The sequence below is a fragment of the Actinoplanes auranticolor genome, from assembly GCF_018332655.1.
GTDB classification, from domain to species: Bacteria; Actinomycetota; Actinomycetes; order Mycobacteriales; family Micromonosporaceae; genus Actinoplanes; species Actinoplanes auranticolor.
The window spans coordinates 338,883-355,041 of record NZ_BOQL01000018.1; the positions used below are offsets into that span (position 1 = coordinate 338,883).

Genomic DNA, 16,159 nt, shown 5'->3' on the forward strand with positions numbered 1-16,159 from the left:
GGCTGCCCTGGTTCTGACCGCCTGTGGGACCGGCGCCGAAGATCCAGCCGGTTCCCCAGCGCCCGTGACGACCACCGCGGAAGCCTCGGCAGGAGCGCCCTCGCCGGATGACAGCCCCACGGCGTCCGGGCCCGCCGCGGACGTGCCCGCTCTGCTGAAGTTCACCGGCACCACATTGGAGGGCGCGGCGTTCGACGGGACGCGCCTGGCCGGCGGCCCGGTGGTGTTCTGGTTCTGGGCCCCGTGGTGCCCCAAGTGCCAGGCCGAAGGTCCCGCCGTCGCCAAGACCGCGAAGAAGTACGGCGACAAGGTGCGCTTCGTCGGCATCGCCGGTCTCGACAAGAACAAGGACCAGATGACCAAGTTCGTCGACCGCACCGGCACCTCCGGTCTCGTCCAGCTCGACGACCGGACCGGTGCGCTCTACAAGCACTTCAAGGTCACCTCCCAGTCCTCCTACCTGTTCGTCAGCCCCGACGGGAAGACCAGGTCCGCGACCGGACCACTGGACGAAGGGCAGCTCTCCGAACTCATCGACCAGCACACCGCCTGATGGACGACATCACCGTCGCGCTGGCCGCCGGCCTCGTCGCCGCTTTCAACCCGTGCGGCTTCGCCATGCTGCCCTCCTTCCTGGCCATGCTCGTCTCGGGGCCGGGCGGCGTGCTCCGCGCCCTGCGGTTGTCGAGCGCCATGACCGCGGGTTTCGTCACCGTCTTCGGGGCCATCGGCTTCGTCATCAGCATCGCGACCGCGCCGATCCAGCAACACCTGCCCTGGGTCACCGTGGTCACCGGCGTCGTCCTGGCCGGCCTGGGCTGCTGGATGCTGTCCGGGCGCGAACTCTCGCTGCCGATACCCCGCCTCACCATCGGCGGCCCGTCCGGCTCGTTCATCGCCCTGTACGGCTACGGCGCCTCCTACGCCATCGCCTCGCTGTCCTGCACGATCGCGCCGTTCCTCGCCGTGACCGGACTGGTCTCCGGCTCCGGTGACATCGCGACCGGGCTGGCCGCCTTCGTCGCCTACGGCCTCGGCATGGGTATCGTCGTCGGCTTGCTGGCCATGCTCGTCGCCCTCGCGCAGGACACCGCCGTGCGCCGCACCCGTGCCGTCCTGCCTCACATCCTGCGCATCAGCGGGGCGTTCCTGCTGCTCGCCGGCCTGTACGTCGCCTATTACGGTTGGTACGAACTCCGCGTCATCGCCGGCGACTCCGCCGATGACGCGGTCGTCGGGACCGTCACCGAGATCCAAGGGCAGATCACCACATGGCTCGACGCCGTCGGCGTCTGGTGGATCCTCGCCGCCTTCATCCTGACCGCGGGAATCGCCGTCGCCCTCCGGGCAGCCCGCCGGACCAGGTCCGGGGACGACCATCGCCGAAACGCAACCACTGGGTAACGCTTCCCGGCAGGGTGGCTCCGGTGCGGCACGTTCCTGCAAGCCGCGAGCCCATCGCCCCGGTCCTACCTGTCCTCCGCGGCGTGCCGGGGCGCCGCGCCGGGCTCGGCCCTGGCTCGGCCGCCCTGCGCGACCATCCCCACCAGTTTGGCCGCGTTGGAGCGGCGGATGCCCCCGGTGGGCGGCGCGGCAGTCGCGGGGACCGGTGCGACCACCGGGACGGCCAGCTCGGGCGGAATCGTCACCGTCGCGGTGAGGCCGCCGTGCGGAGACGGCCGGAGTACGACACGGATTCCGCGCTGGGCAGCCAGGAAGGCCACGACGAACAGGCCGAGTCGTGCGCTCTTGGCCGGGTCGAACTCCTGGGGTTGGGACAGCCTGCGGTTGGTCTCGTCCAGGACGGTCCGGGACATCCCCAGACCCTGGTCCTCGATCTCGATCGCGACCCCGTCCGGAACCCGTTGGGCCGACACTCGCACCGGCGTGCCGGGCGGGGAGAAGGTCGTACCGTTCTCCAGCAGCTCGGCGAGCAGATGCCCGATGTCGGTCACGGCCGGCTCGGGCACCTCCGCGTCCGTCAAGGGGCCGAACTCTATCCGTTGCGAGTGTTCGACCTCGCCCGCCGCCCGGGTGATGATCCGGGCCAGCGGCTCCGGGCCGAATCCGCGCCGGCTGCGCGCGGAGCCCGCGAGGATCACCAGATGGTCGGCGTGCCGGCGCATCTGGACGGCCAGCTGTTCGACCCGGGTCGTCGCGCGTTCTCCGGCGGCGTCCACGGCGGGCGTCCGGGCCAGGGCCTCGAGCTGCCGGTCCAGCAACGTCTGGTTGCGGCGGGCGATGTTGACGAGGGCCTTGTTCATGTCGTAGCGCAGAGCGGCTTCCCCGGCCGCGGAGTCGATCGCGCTCTGCTGCACCTCGCTCAGTGCGGCTCCGACGTCGGCGATCTCATCGTCGCCCAGGGACAGGCGCAGCGTGTTGCCGTCCGCGTCGATCTGCTCCCCCGCCCGTACCCGCCTGACCATCTCGGGCAGCCGGCGCTGGGCCAGATCGTTTGCCGCTGTCCGCAGGACGGACAGCCGCCGTACCACGGAACCGCCGACGCGGATCGACAGGAACAGCGACGCCAGGATCGCGACCAGGCCCAGCATCCCGGACACGCCGAACCGCATCAGGATCCGGTCGCGTTCCGCTGCCGCGAACTCCGCGGCCTTGCCGTAGCCGTTGGCCAGGAAGTCGTACAGCTGACGGACGGCCGGGATGAAGGTCGCCTTCCACTCGGCCCGCGTGGTCGACACCGGTCCTCCGGGACCGTCCTCGCTGAGGATGCGATCCTCGGCTGTCCGCAGCGCCACGAAGTTGGGGCTGCTGAGCATGCTCTTGAAGGCGGCCTGGTCCGGCGCCGGCAACGTGGAGCCGGCGACCGGGATCTGGAAGCGCAACGCTCCGACGATCTCACTCAGTTGCCGGCGTTCCCCGGTGTCGAACCGGCCCGCCGAGGTCACGCCGGTCAGCAGGGCGTCCTCCTGATGGAGCAGCTCGCCGGTCCGGCGCATGGCGACCGAGGTACGCATGACCCGTTCCACCAGCGGATCGCTGGAGACGGCGGCCGCGGTGGACACGCTGAAGGCGTAGCTGATGATGCCGTTGTATCCGCTCACAGCCACGGCCCGGGTGATGCTCCCGGCGTCGACCTGGGTGCGCAGCAGGACCAGAGCGTCGCGGGCCGCGAGCATGTCGGCGATCCGGGCCCGGGTGATGTCGGCCGAGATGCCGCTGCCCCGGTAGTGCCGGGAGAGGTCGCGGAACTCGGTGACTGCCGCGTCGGTCGCCGCCCGTTGCGCCCGCAGCGCGGCGGTGTCTCCGCCGGCCACCGCCAGGACATCGACGGACAGACTGCGTTCGGCCTGCAAGGCCGCCACCATCTTGTCGCACGGCAAGCTGACGTTGTCCTGGGTGTGGTTGGTGTCCCGGAGCGCCGTCGCGTCGGCGAACGACGCCGTGACATCCACGGTCCACAGCGCGGTCAACGCGGCCACGGGCACCAGCAGCACCAGGACGATCTTGGAACGGATGGACCTCGGTTTTCGCCCCACGAGACCTCATTCCTGGCCGGACGGCTGACGGTGGGATCGCTCCCATTGAGTACTCCGCCGCGCTGCCCTCGGATCAAAATCCGTCGAAGGTGCCCCGGAGAACTGACAGATGCTGCCCTATCGCCCGCTGCCGGCGTCGCTGTGACGCGTAAGCGCTACGCCAGCGCGCGGTAAGCGGCGTCTGGCTTGATGGGTGCCGGTGCACCACCAAGGGCGGCCGGCGCGTGGAAGCCGATCCCCGCTACCGCGCCACGCTTGCGAAATGGCAGGCTTGCCTGCGCGGCAAGGGCTACCACTACGAGCGGCCCGACAAGGCGTCGAAGGCGATGTCGAAGCTCTACGGCAAGCCGGGCACCGACACACGAGCACGGGCGACGGAGATCCGTACGGCCGTGGCGGACATCGAGTGCCGCCGGGCGACGGGCCTGGTCCGCCTCGCCCGGCAGCTCGACCAGAAGTACCAGGCCAAGACCCGTACGGAACGCGCAACCGAGATGGCGGCGTACCGCGACCTCCAGGCAGATGCGGTCAACCGCGCGACGGGGCTGTAGCCCGGCCACGGTTCAAGCTACGAGCAGGCGGAGTCCGAGCTCCGCCGCGTCGAGGCCGGCGAGTTCGCGGTTGCGATCGGCCCACCGCCCCGAGGACAGGTCTTCGCGGAGTCTGCTCACCGCCCGCTGCTCGGCCTCCGGCCCGACTCTGGTCCATACCGATACCGCGCGGCGCACACGCTCGTCGAGGTAGGTCTCGGGCCGGCGCCAGTAGGCCTCGAAGAAGCCGTCAGTGCAGTCCCAGGGAACGGGCACCGGCTCCGCGCGTCCCCCGATCGCCTCGGTCAGGTCGGTCAGCGACGGCCAGCCGATGAGCAGGTTCGCGAACTCGGGCAGGTAGTCGCGGGTGAGCCAGAACTGCCCGCGCCCGGCGATGTGGTCGGCGTCGTAGGTGAACACCACCACCCGGCGGGCCACCCGCCGCAGCTCGCGTAGCCCGGCGACCGGATCCGGCCAGTGATGGACGGTGCTGACCGCCATCGCGGCGTCGAAGGACTGGTCCTCGAACGGCAGGCTCTCCGCTGCGGCGGCCACGCACGGCGCGGCGCCCGCGGGCCGCTGTTCCCGCATGACCGCCGACGGTTCCACCGCCGTGACGTCGCGGTCCGGTGGTTCGTAGGAGCCGGTGCCGGCCCCGACGTTCAGAACCGTGCGGGCATCCCCGAGGGCGTCCCAGATCCGCGCGGCGATCCGCGGCTCGGTGCGCCGCGTCGCCGGGTAGGCGGACCCGATGGCGTCGTACAACTGCGCGCCGAACACCCGCAGCTGTTCCTCCGGCGTCGTCCTGATTCCCATCGCCCGTGCCTCCAGTTCCTTGTCTATGGCCGCCACCATGGCGGCCGCGCGATCCTGCTGCTCCAGCAACAGGCCGCGCAGCCGGCGCAGGTGCGCGATCGCGTCGGTTGCCGGGTCGTCGACGAGGTCGGCGATCTCACCCAGTCCGAAACCCAGCCGGCGGTAGGCGAGCACCTCCCGCAACCGCTCCACGTCGTCCGCGGAGTAGGCCCTGTGCCCGGCCGCGGTCCGCGTGGAGGGATGGAGAAGGCCGATCGCGTCGTAGTGGTGCAGCGTGCGGACGGTTACGCCGGCCAGCTCGGCCACGCGTCCCACGGTCAGGTGCTCTTCCACGCCACCGACTATGTGCCATGACGCCGCGTGAGGGGCAAGGGCTGTCAGTGGCCGTCGCTGCCGAGCCGAACATGCCAGCCACCACCGGGAGAACCAGAACACTCGCGCTCAACCGCATAGCGTTCGCATCATGGCGTCAGCATCATTGACCGCACAGCTACGGCACATCAGGATGCGACCCGCACCGGCCCCTCAAGTCGGCACGCGTGCTCTCCACTGTGGCGCCGTGGCTACATGCCCAGGCTCTGGGGGACGAACGGCTGTTCCGAGCCGGTTCCGGTCTGCCGCCGGGCCGACACCCCCGTCGGCTCGATCGTGAACACCACGGGCAGCCCGGCCGCGTCGACCGCCGCCGCCGGCTCACCGAGCAGCGTGCCACCCAGGTCGGCCCAGGGGCTGAAGGTCTCGCCACCGGCGGAGCGCCGGGTGACGCTGACCCCGTTGGCAGCGTTCCGCGCGAAGATCAGCTGTCCCCCGGCCGCCGGGAGCGCGGGAGTGGGCTGCCCGAGGCCGGATCCACCCAGGTCGGTCGGCTCCTCCGGCCAGGTGCCGTCGGCCGGCCGGGTCAGCTGCAGCACCCGTCCGGTGCCCTCCTCGCGGTAGCTGACCGAGATCCGTCCCTGCGTGTCCACGGTCGCCTGCGGCGGGCTCGCCGGCGCCCCGCTGCTGAGCGAGTCCTTGCGCTCCAGCGCCGCATTCGGCTGAGGCTGCGACCAGTGCTGGATCTCGGTACGGCTGCCGGCGAAGATCTCGATCCGTCCCTGCGGGCCGGTCACCGCGGCGACGCCGTCCTGCAGGTCGTGGCCGCCGAGGTCGTCCCAGCGCCCGCTCCACCCACCCTGGGCCGCCTGCGCCTGCGTGCTGATCCCGCCGCCGCCGTTCTTGACGAACACCTGCAGCCGCCCGTCGGCGTTGACCGCCAGCGCCGGCGTACCGACCTGGTCCTCGTTACCCAGGCCGGTGTTGGGGTTGCCCAGATCGGTCCAGCCCCCGGCGAACGAGCCGTCGGCGGCCTGGGCGGACGCGAGCAGGTGATGGTCGGACAGCCGACGGCCGGCCACCGTCAACCGGCCGTCCGGCGTACGCCCGACAGCGAGGCCGGAAGCCAGCCGGCCGCCGGGGCCGGCCAGCGGCAGCCCGGGGCCCCAGATCCCGGTGGCCAGCTGGGAGTAGACCTTCGGGGCGCCGTTGCTGACCACGAACGCCCGCACCGTTTCGCGGGCATCGCGGGCCACCCATCCGGCGCCGCGCGGCCACCGGTGGTACATGCGCGACAACCACCGGTCGCCGCCGTGCGAGTCGCCGAACTCGCGGTCGTAGCGGTAGTACGCCTCGAGGATCCGGCTCTTGCGGGCGGTCTGCTCGGCGGACAGGTTCGGTGGGACATCACCGATGTTGTAGCCGCGATAGTTGACCTCCTGCAGGGGGCCCGGGTACCCCGCGGCCGCGTCCCGTGCGAACCGGGCGGCCGTGACGTGGTCGGCGTGATCCTCGGTGTATCCGCTCCGGCGGTCCGGCTCCGGGTCGAGCGAGCGCAGCACGGTGGGCCGGTAGACGTCCATCAGCGAGCGCAGCACGGCCAGGACGTCGGTGCGGCCGTACCGCGACGAGGAGACACCCAGGCCGCCGGCCGGCACCACCGAGCCGAACGAACCGCCGGTGTCGATGTTGCGCAGCTGCCCGTCGGGCAGGTTGAGGAACAACAGGTGCACGTCCGGACGGGCCCGCAGGAAGTACATCTCCACCACGCGGCCCGCGACCGGGAACGGGGTGCCTTCCCACTCGGACTGGGTGGCATCGCTGGCGTCGGCGACCCCGGCCATCTCGGCGTACGCGTTCTGCAGACCGCGCTGCCGGTTCCGGGCCCGTTCGGCCGGGGTGGCCCCGTTTCCGGTCAGTTCGCCGGCGGTCAGGTACACCGTGATCGCCGGCAGCGCGGTGTTGATCGAGCGGTCGATGTCCGGGTTCATGAAGAAGAGTTCGTCGTCGGGATGGGCCACCACCTGCATATACAGCGGATGCAGATCTTGCGGCGCGGCGGCGGGTACGGCGGGCGCCGGAGTCACCGGCACGGCCACGCCCAGCGTCACCGTGGCGACCGCGACCACAAACGTCTTCACTCTGTGCAGCATGGTGTCCCCCGTAGCGATACTCTTCTATGCCACGCACCGTAGTCGTTCGAATGCGGAAGGGGGATCAGCTGGCCGGACACGGGTCAATGGCCATCGGTTCGGCACATCGGCGCCCTCAGCCGAGCGGCGGACCAGCCGGCAACCCGTATCAGGCAGGCCTCATCACCGTGAAAATTCTCCTCGCTGCCCCGTACTTCGCACCCCGCACCGGAGGCATGGAGACCTACGCCTGGCACCTCGCCCAAGGACTACGGGCGGCCGGCGCCGAGGTCGTCGTGGTCTGCGGCGACGATGTCCCCTCGGTGCGGCGCGAGCACCTCGACGGGCTCGTCGTCTACCGGTTGCCGATCTGGCGGACGGTCTCCAACACGCCCGTGCACCCGGCCTGGCCCTGGCTGCTGCGGCGGATCCTGCGCGCCGAGCGTCCGGACGTGGTCAACGCGCACACCCCGGTCGTGTTCATGGTGGACGCCGCCGCCCTGGCGGTGGGGCGCGTCCCGCTCGTCGTGACCTACCATGCCGCCACCCTGGACAAGCCCGGCGGCCTCGCGATGCGCGCGACGACCCTCGCCTACCGGGCGGTCCAGCGGCTGACGCTGGGCCGGGCCGACGCCGTCGTCGCGGTCTCCCCCTACGTCCGCGACGCGTTGGGCCGATGGGCGGACAAGCTGCACGTGGTGCCGAACGCGGTCCCCGCGGTCGCCGCCGCCCCGCCGGAGGCGATCGGCGACGGCCTGGCCTTCGTGGCCAGCCTGCAGCGCACCCACTCCTGGAAGGGACTCGACCTGCTCCTCGACGCGCTGGAACGGTACCGCCGCCGCTACGGCGGCAGCGCGCCCCGGCTCACGGTCGTCGGCGACGGCGACGACCGGCCCCGCTACGAACGGCGGGTGAAGGAGCTGGGCCTCACCGCCGCGGTGACGTTCACGGGCAGATTGCCTCCGGCCGACCGCGACCGGGTGCTGCGCGGGGTCCGCGCCCTGGTGGCCTGCCCCAGCACCGCCAACGACGCCTTCCCGACGGTGCTGCTGGAGGCCTGGGCCCAGGGGGTGCCGGTCGTGGCCACCGCGATCGGAGCCCTGCCCTCGCTCGTGGCGGAGGGCCGGACCGGGGCACTGGCCCAGGCCGGCGACCCGGATGATCTGGCCCGGGTCCTGCACGAGGTGCTGACCGACCCCGAACTGGCCCGCACGCTCGGCGAGAACGGCCGACAGCGGGTGGCGGCGGAATACACCTGGCCCACCCAGGCCCGCCGGATGATCAACCTGCTGGCCGCGGTCGCCGGCCCCCGCCGGAGGTGACCCGTGCGGACCAGGCCCCGGCGGGTGGTTGCTGTGCTGGCCGCTGCCGTCATCACTGCCGCGATTGTGTACGGCGGCCCGATCACCACCGGCCCGGCCACGGTGCAGCCCGTCGTCCCGGACGCGCCGGCCCAGAGCAGGCACGTCGGCGGCGTCGCGCTGGGCAGCGGCGAACCGGCGAACCCGCGTCGCCGCGCCGACTACGCGGCGCTGCGGGCGATGAACGCGTCCTGGGTGCGCAGCGACATCGACTGGCGGGCCGTGGAGGAGTCGCCCGGCCGCTGGGACTTCAGCCGGTACGACCCGGTCGTCGCCGACGCCCACGCCGCAGGCCTGCGCCATCTGGCCATCCTGCACACGGCGCCGGCGTGGGCCAACAACGGAGCCGGCGCCTATGCGCCACCGCGGCAGCTGGTGTGGCTGCGTGAATACTGCCGGCGGGCCGCGGAGCGGTACATCCCCCGGGGCGTACGGGACTACGAGATCGGCAACGAGGTGAACCTGCCGCATCCGGGCCGGGCCCGGCCCACCGCTCCGGCGTACGTGCGCCAGTTGCTGCAGCCATGTGCGCTGGGCGTTCGCAGCGCCGCGCGCCACCTGGGCGTACAGGTCAACGTGGTCCTGGGATCGGTGGTGCCCGGTGGCACCGGCCCCGCCGACCCGGTGCGCTTCCTCACCGACGTGTACCGCGCCGGCGGCGGGCCGCTGTTCGACACCGTTTCGGTGCACCCGTACACCCGGCCGCTGGCCCCGGCCGCGAGCGACCACCTCGACGGGTTCGTCGAGCGGATCTACGAGGTCATGCGGGCGCACGGTGACGCCGGGAAGACGATCTGGGCAACGGAGTACGGATATCCGACCGCGGGACCGCACTCGACGTCCGAGCAGCGACTGGCGACCTATGTGGATACGGCCGTGGATCTGTGGTATTCGCACCCGTTCGCCGGCCCACTGTTCTGGTATTCCGCCCGCGACACGGGCGTCGACCGCGGCGACGACGAACAGCACTTCGGTCTGCTGCGCCACGACGGATCGGCCAAACCGACATACCCGGCACTGGCCGCCCGGTTCACCCGCCGCTAGGCGACCCGGACGACCCACGGTCGGTTCCGGGCATAACGGATTCATCCCTGTGAATGTGCTCGCATCTGCATCCCCGCAGGGCCCGGCCGCGTGAATAGGCGCGATTATCCGCCACGAATTGTTCATGAGCTGTTAAAAGTCAACACGGCCGAGGATGCATTGCCGGACCCCGAGCACTCGGTGGCCGCCGCCGTTATCAGCAAAAGCCCATGATCGCGATACGGCGTTCACAATTTTCGGTGACCCGTACTCGCTTGCTTGATGACAACGATGAAAAAGCGGAAGTCATTGACGCCCGCCACTCTCTGATGCTTCCATGGACCGGCATCAGTGTGCCGAAGCCGAACGCGTGCGCTATTTCGCGCCGGTGCCGGGATAACACGAAACAATCTGATCATCCACTTTCTTGACGATCATGTGGTCGCCGCCGTTGCCGGCCGTTTGTTCCGTCCCGCCCGGAGCCGCAGTGGGTCTCCGCTGCTCTTCCCGGGCCGATAGGGAAGATACTCATGGCTGCTTCGTACCACGGTGGTGCCGCTCGCGCCGAGCTGGTCGCCGGGCTCGACACCGTCCCCGCCGAGCGGGCGTCGATCGACCAGGTGTCCACCGGCGACCCCGAGCCGCAGTCCCGGCATCCGACGATCAGTCCACCGGCACCGCAGCGGTTCGGCGGGGCGCGGACAGACCTCGCCGACCCTCCGGTGGACGGACACGCGAACGGCCGGACCCACCCGGCGCCGGCGCTGTCCGGCCGGCCCCGGGTCGCGGTGCTGCTGCCGTGCCGCAATGAGGAGACCACCATCGCCGACGTGGTCGCGGACTTCCGGCGCGCGTTACCGGAAGCAACCGTGTACGTCTACGACAACGCCTCCACCGACCGCACGGACGCCCAGGCGAGGCGGGCGGGTGCCGTCGTCGCTCACGTACCGCGCCCGGGCAAGGGCAACGTCCTGCGGCAGATGTTCGCCGACATCGACGCCGACGTCTATCTCATGGCCGACGGGGACGGCACCTACGACGCCGCAGCCGCTCCGGCACTGGTCGCTGCCCTGTGGGAGCGCAAGCTGGACATGGTGGTGGGACGGCGCGTCGATGCGGCGGAGGTCGCCGAGACGTACCGCTACGGCCACCGCTTCGGCAACCAGCTGTTCACCTCCGCCGTGCGGTGGATCTTCGGCAGCGGGCCCGAGGACATGCTCTCCGGCTACCGCGCCCTGTCGCGCCGGTACGTGCGGTCCTTCCCGGCCGCCTCCCGGGGCTTCGAGATCGAGACCGAGATGACGGTGCACGCGCTGGACCTGTGCGTGCCCTTCAGCGAGGTGCCGACCACGTACCGGGCCCGTCCCCCGCACTCGGCGAGCAAGCTGCGGACGGTCCCCGACGGGCTGCGGATCCTCGCCTGCATCGTGTTGCTCTGCAAGGAGTACCGGCCGGCACGCTTCTTCGGGGCACTGCTCGCGGCCCTCGTCGTGTGCGCCGCAACCGCGTCCGTGCTGCGCCCCTGGGATGCGGCCGGCGCTCTCGGCACCGGCAAGCAGGTCGTGATCACCTGCGCCGTGCTGGGCTTCGGCCTGCTCAACGCCGGCCTGGTGCTGGACTCGGTCAGCCGCAACCAGCGCGCGATGAAACGAGTGCTGTACCTCGCCGCCGCCGACCGCAGCGCCGACCGGCCACCCGCGAGGTCCCGGTGACGGCCGGGGCGCGCGACACGGTCACCACGGCGGAACCGACGCCGTACCCCGCCGCCGGGACCCGGCCGGCCCGGGTGGCCTTCGTCAGCGACTCCGTCTGGCCGTTCAACACCGGCGGCAAGGAGCGGCGGCTGTACGAGATCACCCGCCGGCTCGTCGCCGCCGGGGTCGAGGTCCACGTGTACACGATGAAGTGGTGGCCGGGGCCCCGCACCCTCGTGCTCGACGGCGTGCACCTGCACGCGGTCGGCCGGCAGCATTCCCTGTACCAGGGCGAGCGGCGGTCGATCCGGCAGGCCCTGATGTTCGGCGTGGCCACCATCCGACTGCTGGGTGCCCGCTTCGACGTGCTCGACGTGGACCACATGCCGTACTTCCCGCTGTTCACCGCGCGGGTGGTGTGTTCGTTGCGGCGCCGCCGCCTGGTCGCGACCTGGCACGAGGTCTGGGGAGCGGCCGGCTGGCGGCAGTACCTCGGCCGGCTCGCACCGTTCGGCACGCTCATCGAGCGCTGGGCCGCCCGGCTGCCCGACGAGATCGTCTCGGTCTCGGCCCAGACCTCCGATCGCCTGGTCCGGGAGCTGGGCGTACGGGTACCCGTGCACACGATCGTGCCCGGCGTCTCGCTGTCCGAGGTGGCCGCCCAGCCGGCGGCGGAGCCCCGCGTCGACGTGCTGTTCGCCGGCCGGCTGCTGGCCAACAAGAACGTCGACCTGTTGCTGCGGGCGGTGGCGCTGCTGCAGCCGCAACGTCCCGGCATCCGCTGCCGGATCGTCGGTGCGGGCCCGGAACTGCCCCGGCTGACGGCGCTGCGCGACGAGCTGGGCCTGGCCGGCGCGGTGGAGTTCTCCGGCTTCGTGCCGGACGACGAGATCTACGGCGTCATGAAGAGCGCGTCGGTGCTGGCCCTGCCGTCGGTACGCGAGGGATTCGGATGTGTCGTGGTCGAGGCCAACGCGTGTGGCGTCCCGGTCGTCACCGTGGACCATCCGGACAATGCCGCCCGGCACCTGGTCGCCAACGGTCGTAACGGTTACCTCGCGGCCGTCGACGCCCACGACCTCGCCCGCGGGCTCGCGGCGGCGCTCGACGCGGCCCCCCACCTGAACCCCCGGTCGGCCGCCGAACACGCCGGTCACCTGCGGGACTGGGACGAGGTTACGGCCGCGGTGCACGACACGCTGGTCCAGCACCTCCCCCGGCAACGGAGCCACGCGCGCTGATGGAGATCGTTCAGGTCGTGGCGCTGTACCCACCGCACCTCGGCGGTCAGGAGGCGGTCGTCGAGCAGCTCGCCACGCGGCAGGCTCAGCGACACCGCGTCACGGTGTACACCTCGGATGTCGGAGCCGAGGGACAGCTTCGGACCGAGGAGCATCCCGGCCGCGCGGGGTCGCTGCGGGTGGTGCGGCTACGCGCCGCCTGGCTGGCGAACACGCCGTTGATGCCGGGCCTGGTAGCACGTCTGCTCACGCACACCCCGCGCCCGGACGTCATCCACGTGCACACCGGTCAGGCGTTCGTCCCCGAGATCGTCGCGCTGGCGGCCACTCTGCGCCGTACCCGTTACGTGGCCCACCAGCACCTGGTGCTGCGCCCTTCCAGCCGGCTGGGCCGGCTGTTGCTGCCGGCGTACTTCCGGCTGGTGTTCGGGCCGGTCCTCCGTCGCGCCGACCGGGTCATCTGCCTGACCGCCGCGATGCGCGACGAGGTGGTGCACACGTTCGGGGTGGACCCGGCCCGGGTGGCGGTCATCGCCAACGGCGTGGACACCACCGGAGTCCCCGCGGCGCGACCGCGGCGCACGGACGAACTGCTGTTCGTCGGGCGCCTGGCCGTGCAGAAGAACGTCGAAGCCCTGCTGCACGCGACGGCCGCGCTGCGCGCGCAAGGCCGCGACGTGCGGGTCCGGATCATCGGCGACGGCCCGGAACGCCGGCGTCTGCAGGACCTGACCGACCGGCTCGCTCTGGGCGATACCGTCGCGTTCGAGGGGCGGCGCGACCGGGCGGAGATCCAGGACGCGTACGCGCGGACGACCGCACTGGTGTTGCCCTCCACTCACGAGGGCATGCCGCTGGTACTGCTGGAGGCGATGGCCGCGGGGACCCCGGTCGTGGCGGCCGCGCTTCCGGAGATCGTCGAGGTGGGCGGCGACGCGGTGCTGACCGTCGACGTCGCCGCGCCCGGTGCGCTCGCCGGGGCCCTGGGCCGCGTGCTCGATGACGTACCCCTGCGGTCCCGGCTCGCCGCTGCGGCGGCCGCCCGGGCCCGGGCCTACGCGTGGCCGGCCGTCACCGCGTCCGTCGAGGGCCTGTACGCGGAGGTGCTCGGCCGGTGACGGCCGGGCTGGCGACCGCAGCCCCGGCCGGAGCGTCCCCGGCCGGGACGCGGCCGGGCGTCCCGGCGGCCCGGGTCACCGCCGTGCTGCTGGTGCTGGTCAACGTGCTGGTGCTCGCCGGAACGCCGGGACCGGTACGCGCCGCCGTGGTGCTGCCCGTGGTGGTGCTGCTGCCCGGTGCGTGGGTGATGCGGGTGATCGGCCTGCGCCGGCCGGCCGGCTGGGACGCGGTGCTGCACGTGGTCGCCTTCGGCCTGTGTTTCCTGCTGGCGGTCAGCCTCGCCGTGGCGGTGGTGCCCATCGCCGGTGCCCTGTCGACCGTCGGGTGCCTGATCGGCTTCGACCTGGCCATGGGCGCGCTGCTCGGCGTGGCAGCAGTGCGCGCCGTCCCCCTCACCGGTCCCGCCGAGGTCGAAGAGCCCGGATGGGGATGGCCGCGACTCCCGGTCCGGCCGGCGGATCTCACCGCGGTCGCGCTCGCGGCGCTGGCAGTGGTCCTGGCCGTGGCCGGCGCCGCCCGGCTGAACGCGGGCGGCAGCGGCACCCTCACCGCGCTGGCGCTGACCGCGGGCGCGATGGCCCTGTTCGGCGCCTCGCTGCCCGGCGAGCGCGCGCCCGGCTCCCGCAGCGCGCGGGTCCGGGACCAGGCCGCGGCCACCACCGTGTTCCTGCTGGGGCTGGCGGTGCTGCTGGCCACCTCGCTGCGCGGAACGGGGGTGACCGGCCACGACATCAAGATCGAGATGCACGCGCTGCACGCCACGTTGACCGCCGGCCAGTGGCAGCCCGGCGGTATGGCACCGGACTACACCGCGTGCCTGAGCATCACCACGCTGCCCGCGTTCCTGCACCACCTGCTCGGTATCGCGCCGCTGGACGTCTTCCGGGTCTGCTACCAGGTCCTCTTCGCCGGCGTCGGCGTCGGCGTGTTCCTGCTCGCCCGGCGCCTGCTCCCCACCGGCGGGGCGGTCGCGGCCGCCGGGCTGTTCGTGGCCTTCCCGACCTTCGTCAACGACATGCCGATGCTCAACCGGCAGGAACTGGCGTTGATCTTCTTCACCGTCGCCATGCTGGCGCTGCTGGACGATCGAGGTTCCCGGCGCCACCGGCTGGTGACGTTCGCCGTCATGGCCGCCGGCCTGACGGTCTCCCACTACTCGACCACCTACGTCACCGTCGGCCTGCTGTTCTCGGGATGGCTGCTGCTGCGTACCCCCGCGCTCGCCGTCGCGGTCCGCCGGCGCACCGGCCGTCCGGACCGGTCCGGACGACCGCCGGCCCGGTGGCCGGCCCGGGTCGTCGCCGGCCTGCCGGGCTGGCGGGGAGCACACCCGGTTCCGCCGCCGCTGCTCGGCCCACGCCTGGTCCTGCTGCTCGTGGTCTTCTCGGTGGGCTGGAGCGTGTGCACCGGCAGCGGCGGCGGCCTGCTCCGGACGGTGCAGGACACGATGGCGGCGGTCCAGCGCAGCAACAGCCAGTCGGCCGACGCGGTCGGGTACAGCTTCTTCGGCGGGCGTCCCGCCCGCACCGACGAGCAGGTGCTGCGCGACTACCTGGCCGCCCGGGGCGCCCCGGCAGATCCCGGCGCGGCCGGCCGGCTGGCCACCACCTGTCCCGTCCGGCTGGTGCCGGCGGACACCCTGCCGGAAACCCCGGCCGGCCGGGGGCTCCAGGCTGTGGGGATCCCGCCGGCCACGGTCACGGCAGCTTCCCGGATCGCCGCCGTGGCGCTGTTCCAGCTCGGCGCAATCCTCGGTCTGATGCTGCTGTGGTGGGCCACCCGGCGCTCGTCCGGCCCGGCGCGCGTCCTCACCGCACTCGGCCTGGCAGCGCTGGGCCTGCTCGCGGCCACGGTCGTCCTCCCCCAGCTGTCGCTGAACTACGGACTCCTCCGGCTGTTCCAGCAGTTCCTGATCCTGCTGGCCCCGATGGTGGTCATCCTGCTGACCACCGCCCTGGGCGGGTTCCGCCGGCACCTGCCCGCAGCGGGGGCCGCGGTGGTCGTCACGGCCTGCTTCGTCAGCACCTCGGGGCTCCTGCCGCAGTTCCTCGGCGGCTACCCACCCCAGCTGAACCTGAACAACGCGGGCGCGTACTACCGGGCCTGGTACGCCGCGGCCGAGGACGTGACGGCGGCCAGCTGGCTGGGCGCCTCCGTACCGGCCGGGGCAGTCGTCGCCGCCGACAGCGCGGACACCGCGCTGCTGCGGGCCGGCACGCGGTTCGATCCCCGCGAGGGTGTGGCCCCCGGCATCGTGCCGGCCGACGCCTACCTGCGGATCGACGCCGACGCAGACGGCCGGGCCCGGGCCGTGATCGTGGCGGACGACCGAATCCTGACCATCGGCTTCCCGCTGCGGTGCGTGGCCGCCGGACGGCCACTGCTCTACGCCCGGGACGGGCGTCTCGTCTACGGGCCGACATGAGGTGAATGG

The 16,159-nt window shown here is 72.2% G+C and carries 12 protein-coding genes; 9 read left to right on the plus strand and 3 right to left on the minus strand.

Annotated elements, in window-relative coordinates:
• Window positions 1–64: 64 nt before the first annotated feature.
• Both Aau02nite_RS10860 and Aau02nite_RS10865 read left to right on the plus strand, forming a co-directional pair.
• Window positions 65–553 (plus strand): TlpA family protein disulfide reductase, encoded by a 489-nt coding sequence (locus Aau02nite_RS10860; protein ID WP_212988213.1) that lies wholly within the window; start codon window positions 65–67, stop codon window positions 551–553.
• Window positions 553–1,404: a cytochrome c biogenesis CcdA family protein gene (locus Aau02nite_RS10865; protein ID WP_212988214.1), complete on the plus strand. Its 852-nt coding sequence runs from the start codon at window positions 553–555 to the stop codon at window positions 1,402–1,404. Before Aau02nite_RS10860 ends, Aau02nite_RS10865 begins: the two co-directional genes overlap by 1 nt.
• Before the next feature lie 65 nt (window positions 1,405–1,469).
• Here the strand turns inward: Aau02nite_RS10865 and Aau02nite_RS10870 are convergent, their stop codons facing one another.
• A complete protein-coding gene (locus Aau02nite_RS10870) occupies window positions 1,470–3,497 on the minus strand; it encodes a sensor histidine kinase (RefSeq protein ID WP_212988215.1) in 2,028 nt (675 codons plus the stop codon).
• Between the two features lie 224 nt (window positions 3,498–3,721).
• On the opposite strand from Aau02nite_RS10870, the gene Aau02nite_RS10875 reads away from it, so the two are divergent.
• The gene (locus Aau02nite_RS10875) at window positions 3,722–4,048 is read left to right on the plus strand and encodes a hypothetical protein (protein ID WP_212988216.1); all 327 of its coding nucleotides are present in this window, start codon (window positions 3,722–3,724) and stop codon (window positions 4,046–4,048) included.
• Between the two features lie 12 nt (window positions 4,049–4,060).
• Here the strand turns inward: Aau02nite_RS10875 and Aau02nite_RS10880 are convergent, their stop codons facing one another.
• Both Aau02nite_RS10880 and Aau02nite_RS10885 read right to left on the minus strand, forming a co-directional pair.
• Window positions 4,061–5,176 carry a MerR family transcriptional regulator gene (locus tag Aau02nite_RS10880; RefSeq protein WP_212988217.1) on the minus strand — a complete coding sequence of 372 codons (1,116 nt, stop codon included), beginning with the start codon at window positions 5,174–5,176 and terminating at the stop codon, window positions 4,061–4,063.
• A gap of 230 nt (window positions 5,177–5,406) precedes the next feature.
• The gene (locus Aau02nite_RS10885) at window positions 5,407–7,296 is read right to left on the minus strand and encodes a DUF8189 domain-containing protein (protein WP_212988218.1); all 1,890 of its coding nucleotides are present in this window, start codon (window positions 7,294–7,296) and stop codon (window positions 5,407–5,409) included.
• A 179-nt stretch (window positions 7,297–7,475) separates the two neighbouring features.
• Between Aau02nite_RS10885 and Aau02nite_RS10890 the strand changes: the two genes are divergently transcribed.
• From Aau02nite_RS10890 to Aau02nite_RS10915, 6 genes are all read left to right on the plus strand, one after another.
• A complete protein-coding gene (locus Aau02nite_RS10890) occupies window positions 7,476–8,609 on the plus strand; it encodes a glycosyltransferase family 4 protein (RefSeq protein WP_212988219.1) in 1,134 nt (377 codons plus the stop codon).
• A gap of 3 nt (window positions 8,610–8,612) precedes the next feature.
• Window positions 8,613–9,692, plus strand: a complete 1,080-nt coding sequence (locus Aau02nite_RS10895) for a glycosyl hydrolase (protein WP_212988220.1) — start codon at window positions 8,613–8,615, stop codon at window positions 9,690–9,692.
• 509 nt (window positions 9,693–10,201) lie between these two features.
• Window positions 10,202–11,383: a glycosyltransferase gene (locus Aau02nite_RS10900; RefSeq protein WP_212988221.1), complete on the plus strand. Its 1,182-nt coding sequence runs from the start codon at window positions 10,202–10,204 to the stop codon at window positions 11,381–11,383.
• On the plus strand, window positions 11,380–12,606 hold the full coding sequence (locus Aau02nite_RS10905; protein WP_212988222.1) for a glycosyltransferase family 4 protein: 1,227 nt from the start codon (window positions 11,380–11,382) through the stop codon (window positions 12,604–12,606). Before Aau02nite_RS10900 ends, Aau02nite_RS10905 begins: the two co-directional genes overlap by 4 nt.
• Window positions 12,606–13,724, plus strand: a complete 1,119-nt coding sequence (locus Aau02nite_RS10910; protein ID WP_212988223.1) for a glycosyltransferase family 4 protein — start codon at window positions 12,606–12,608, stop codon at window positions 13,722–13,724. Before Aau02nite_RS10905 ends, Aau02nite_RS10910 begins: the two co-directional genes overlap by 1 nt.
• Window positions 13,721–16,150, plus strand: a complete 2,430-nt coding sequence (locus Aau02nite_RS10915) for a DUF2206 domain-containing protein (RefSeq protein WP_212988224.1) — start codon at window positions 13,721–13,723, stop codon at window positions 16,148–16,150. The genes Aau02nite_RS10910 and Aau02nite_RS10915 overlap by 4 nt, the downstream gene beginning before the upstream one ends.
• Window positions 16,151–16,159 lie beyond the last annotated feature (9 nt).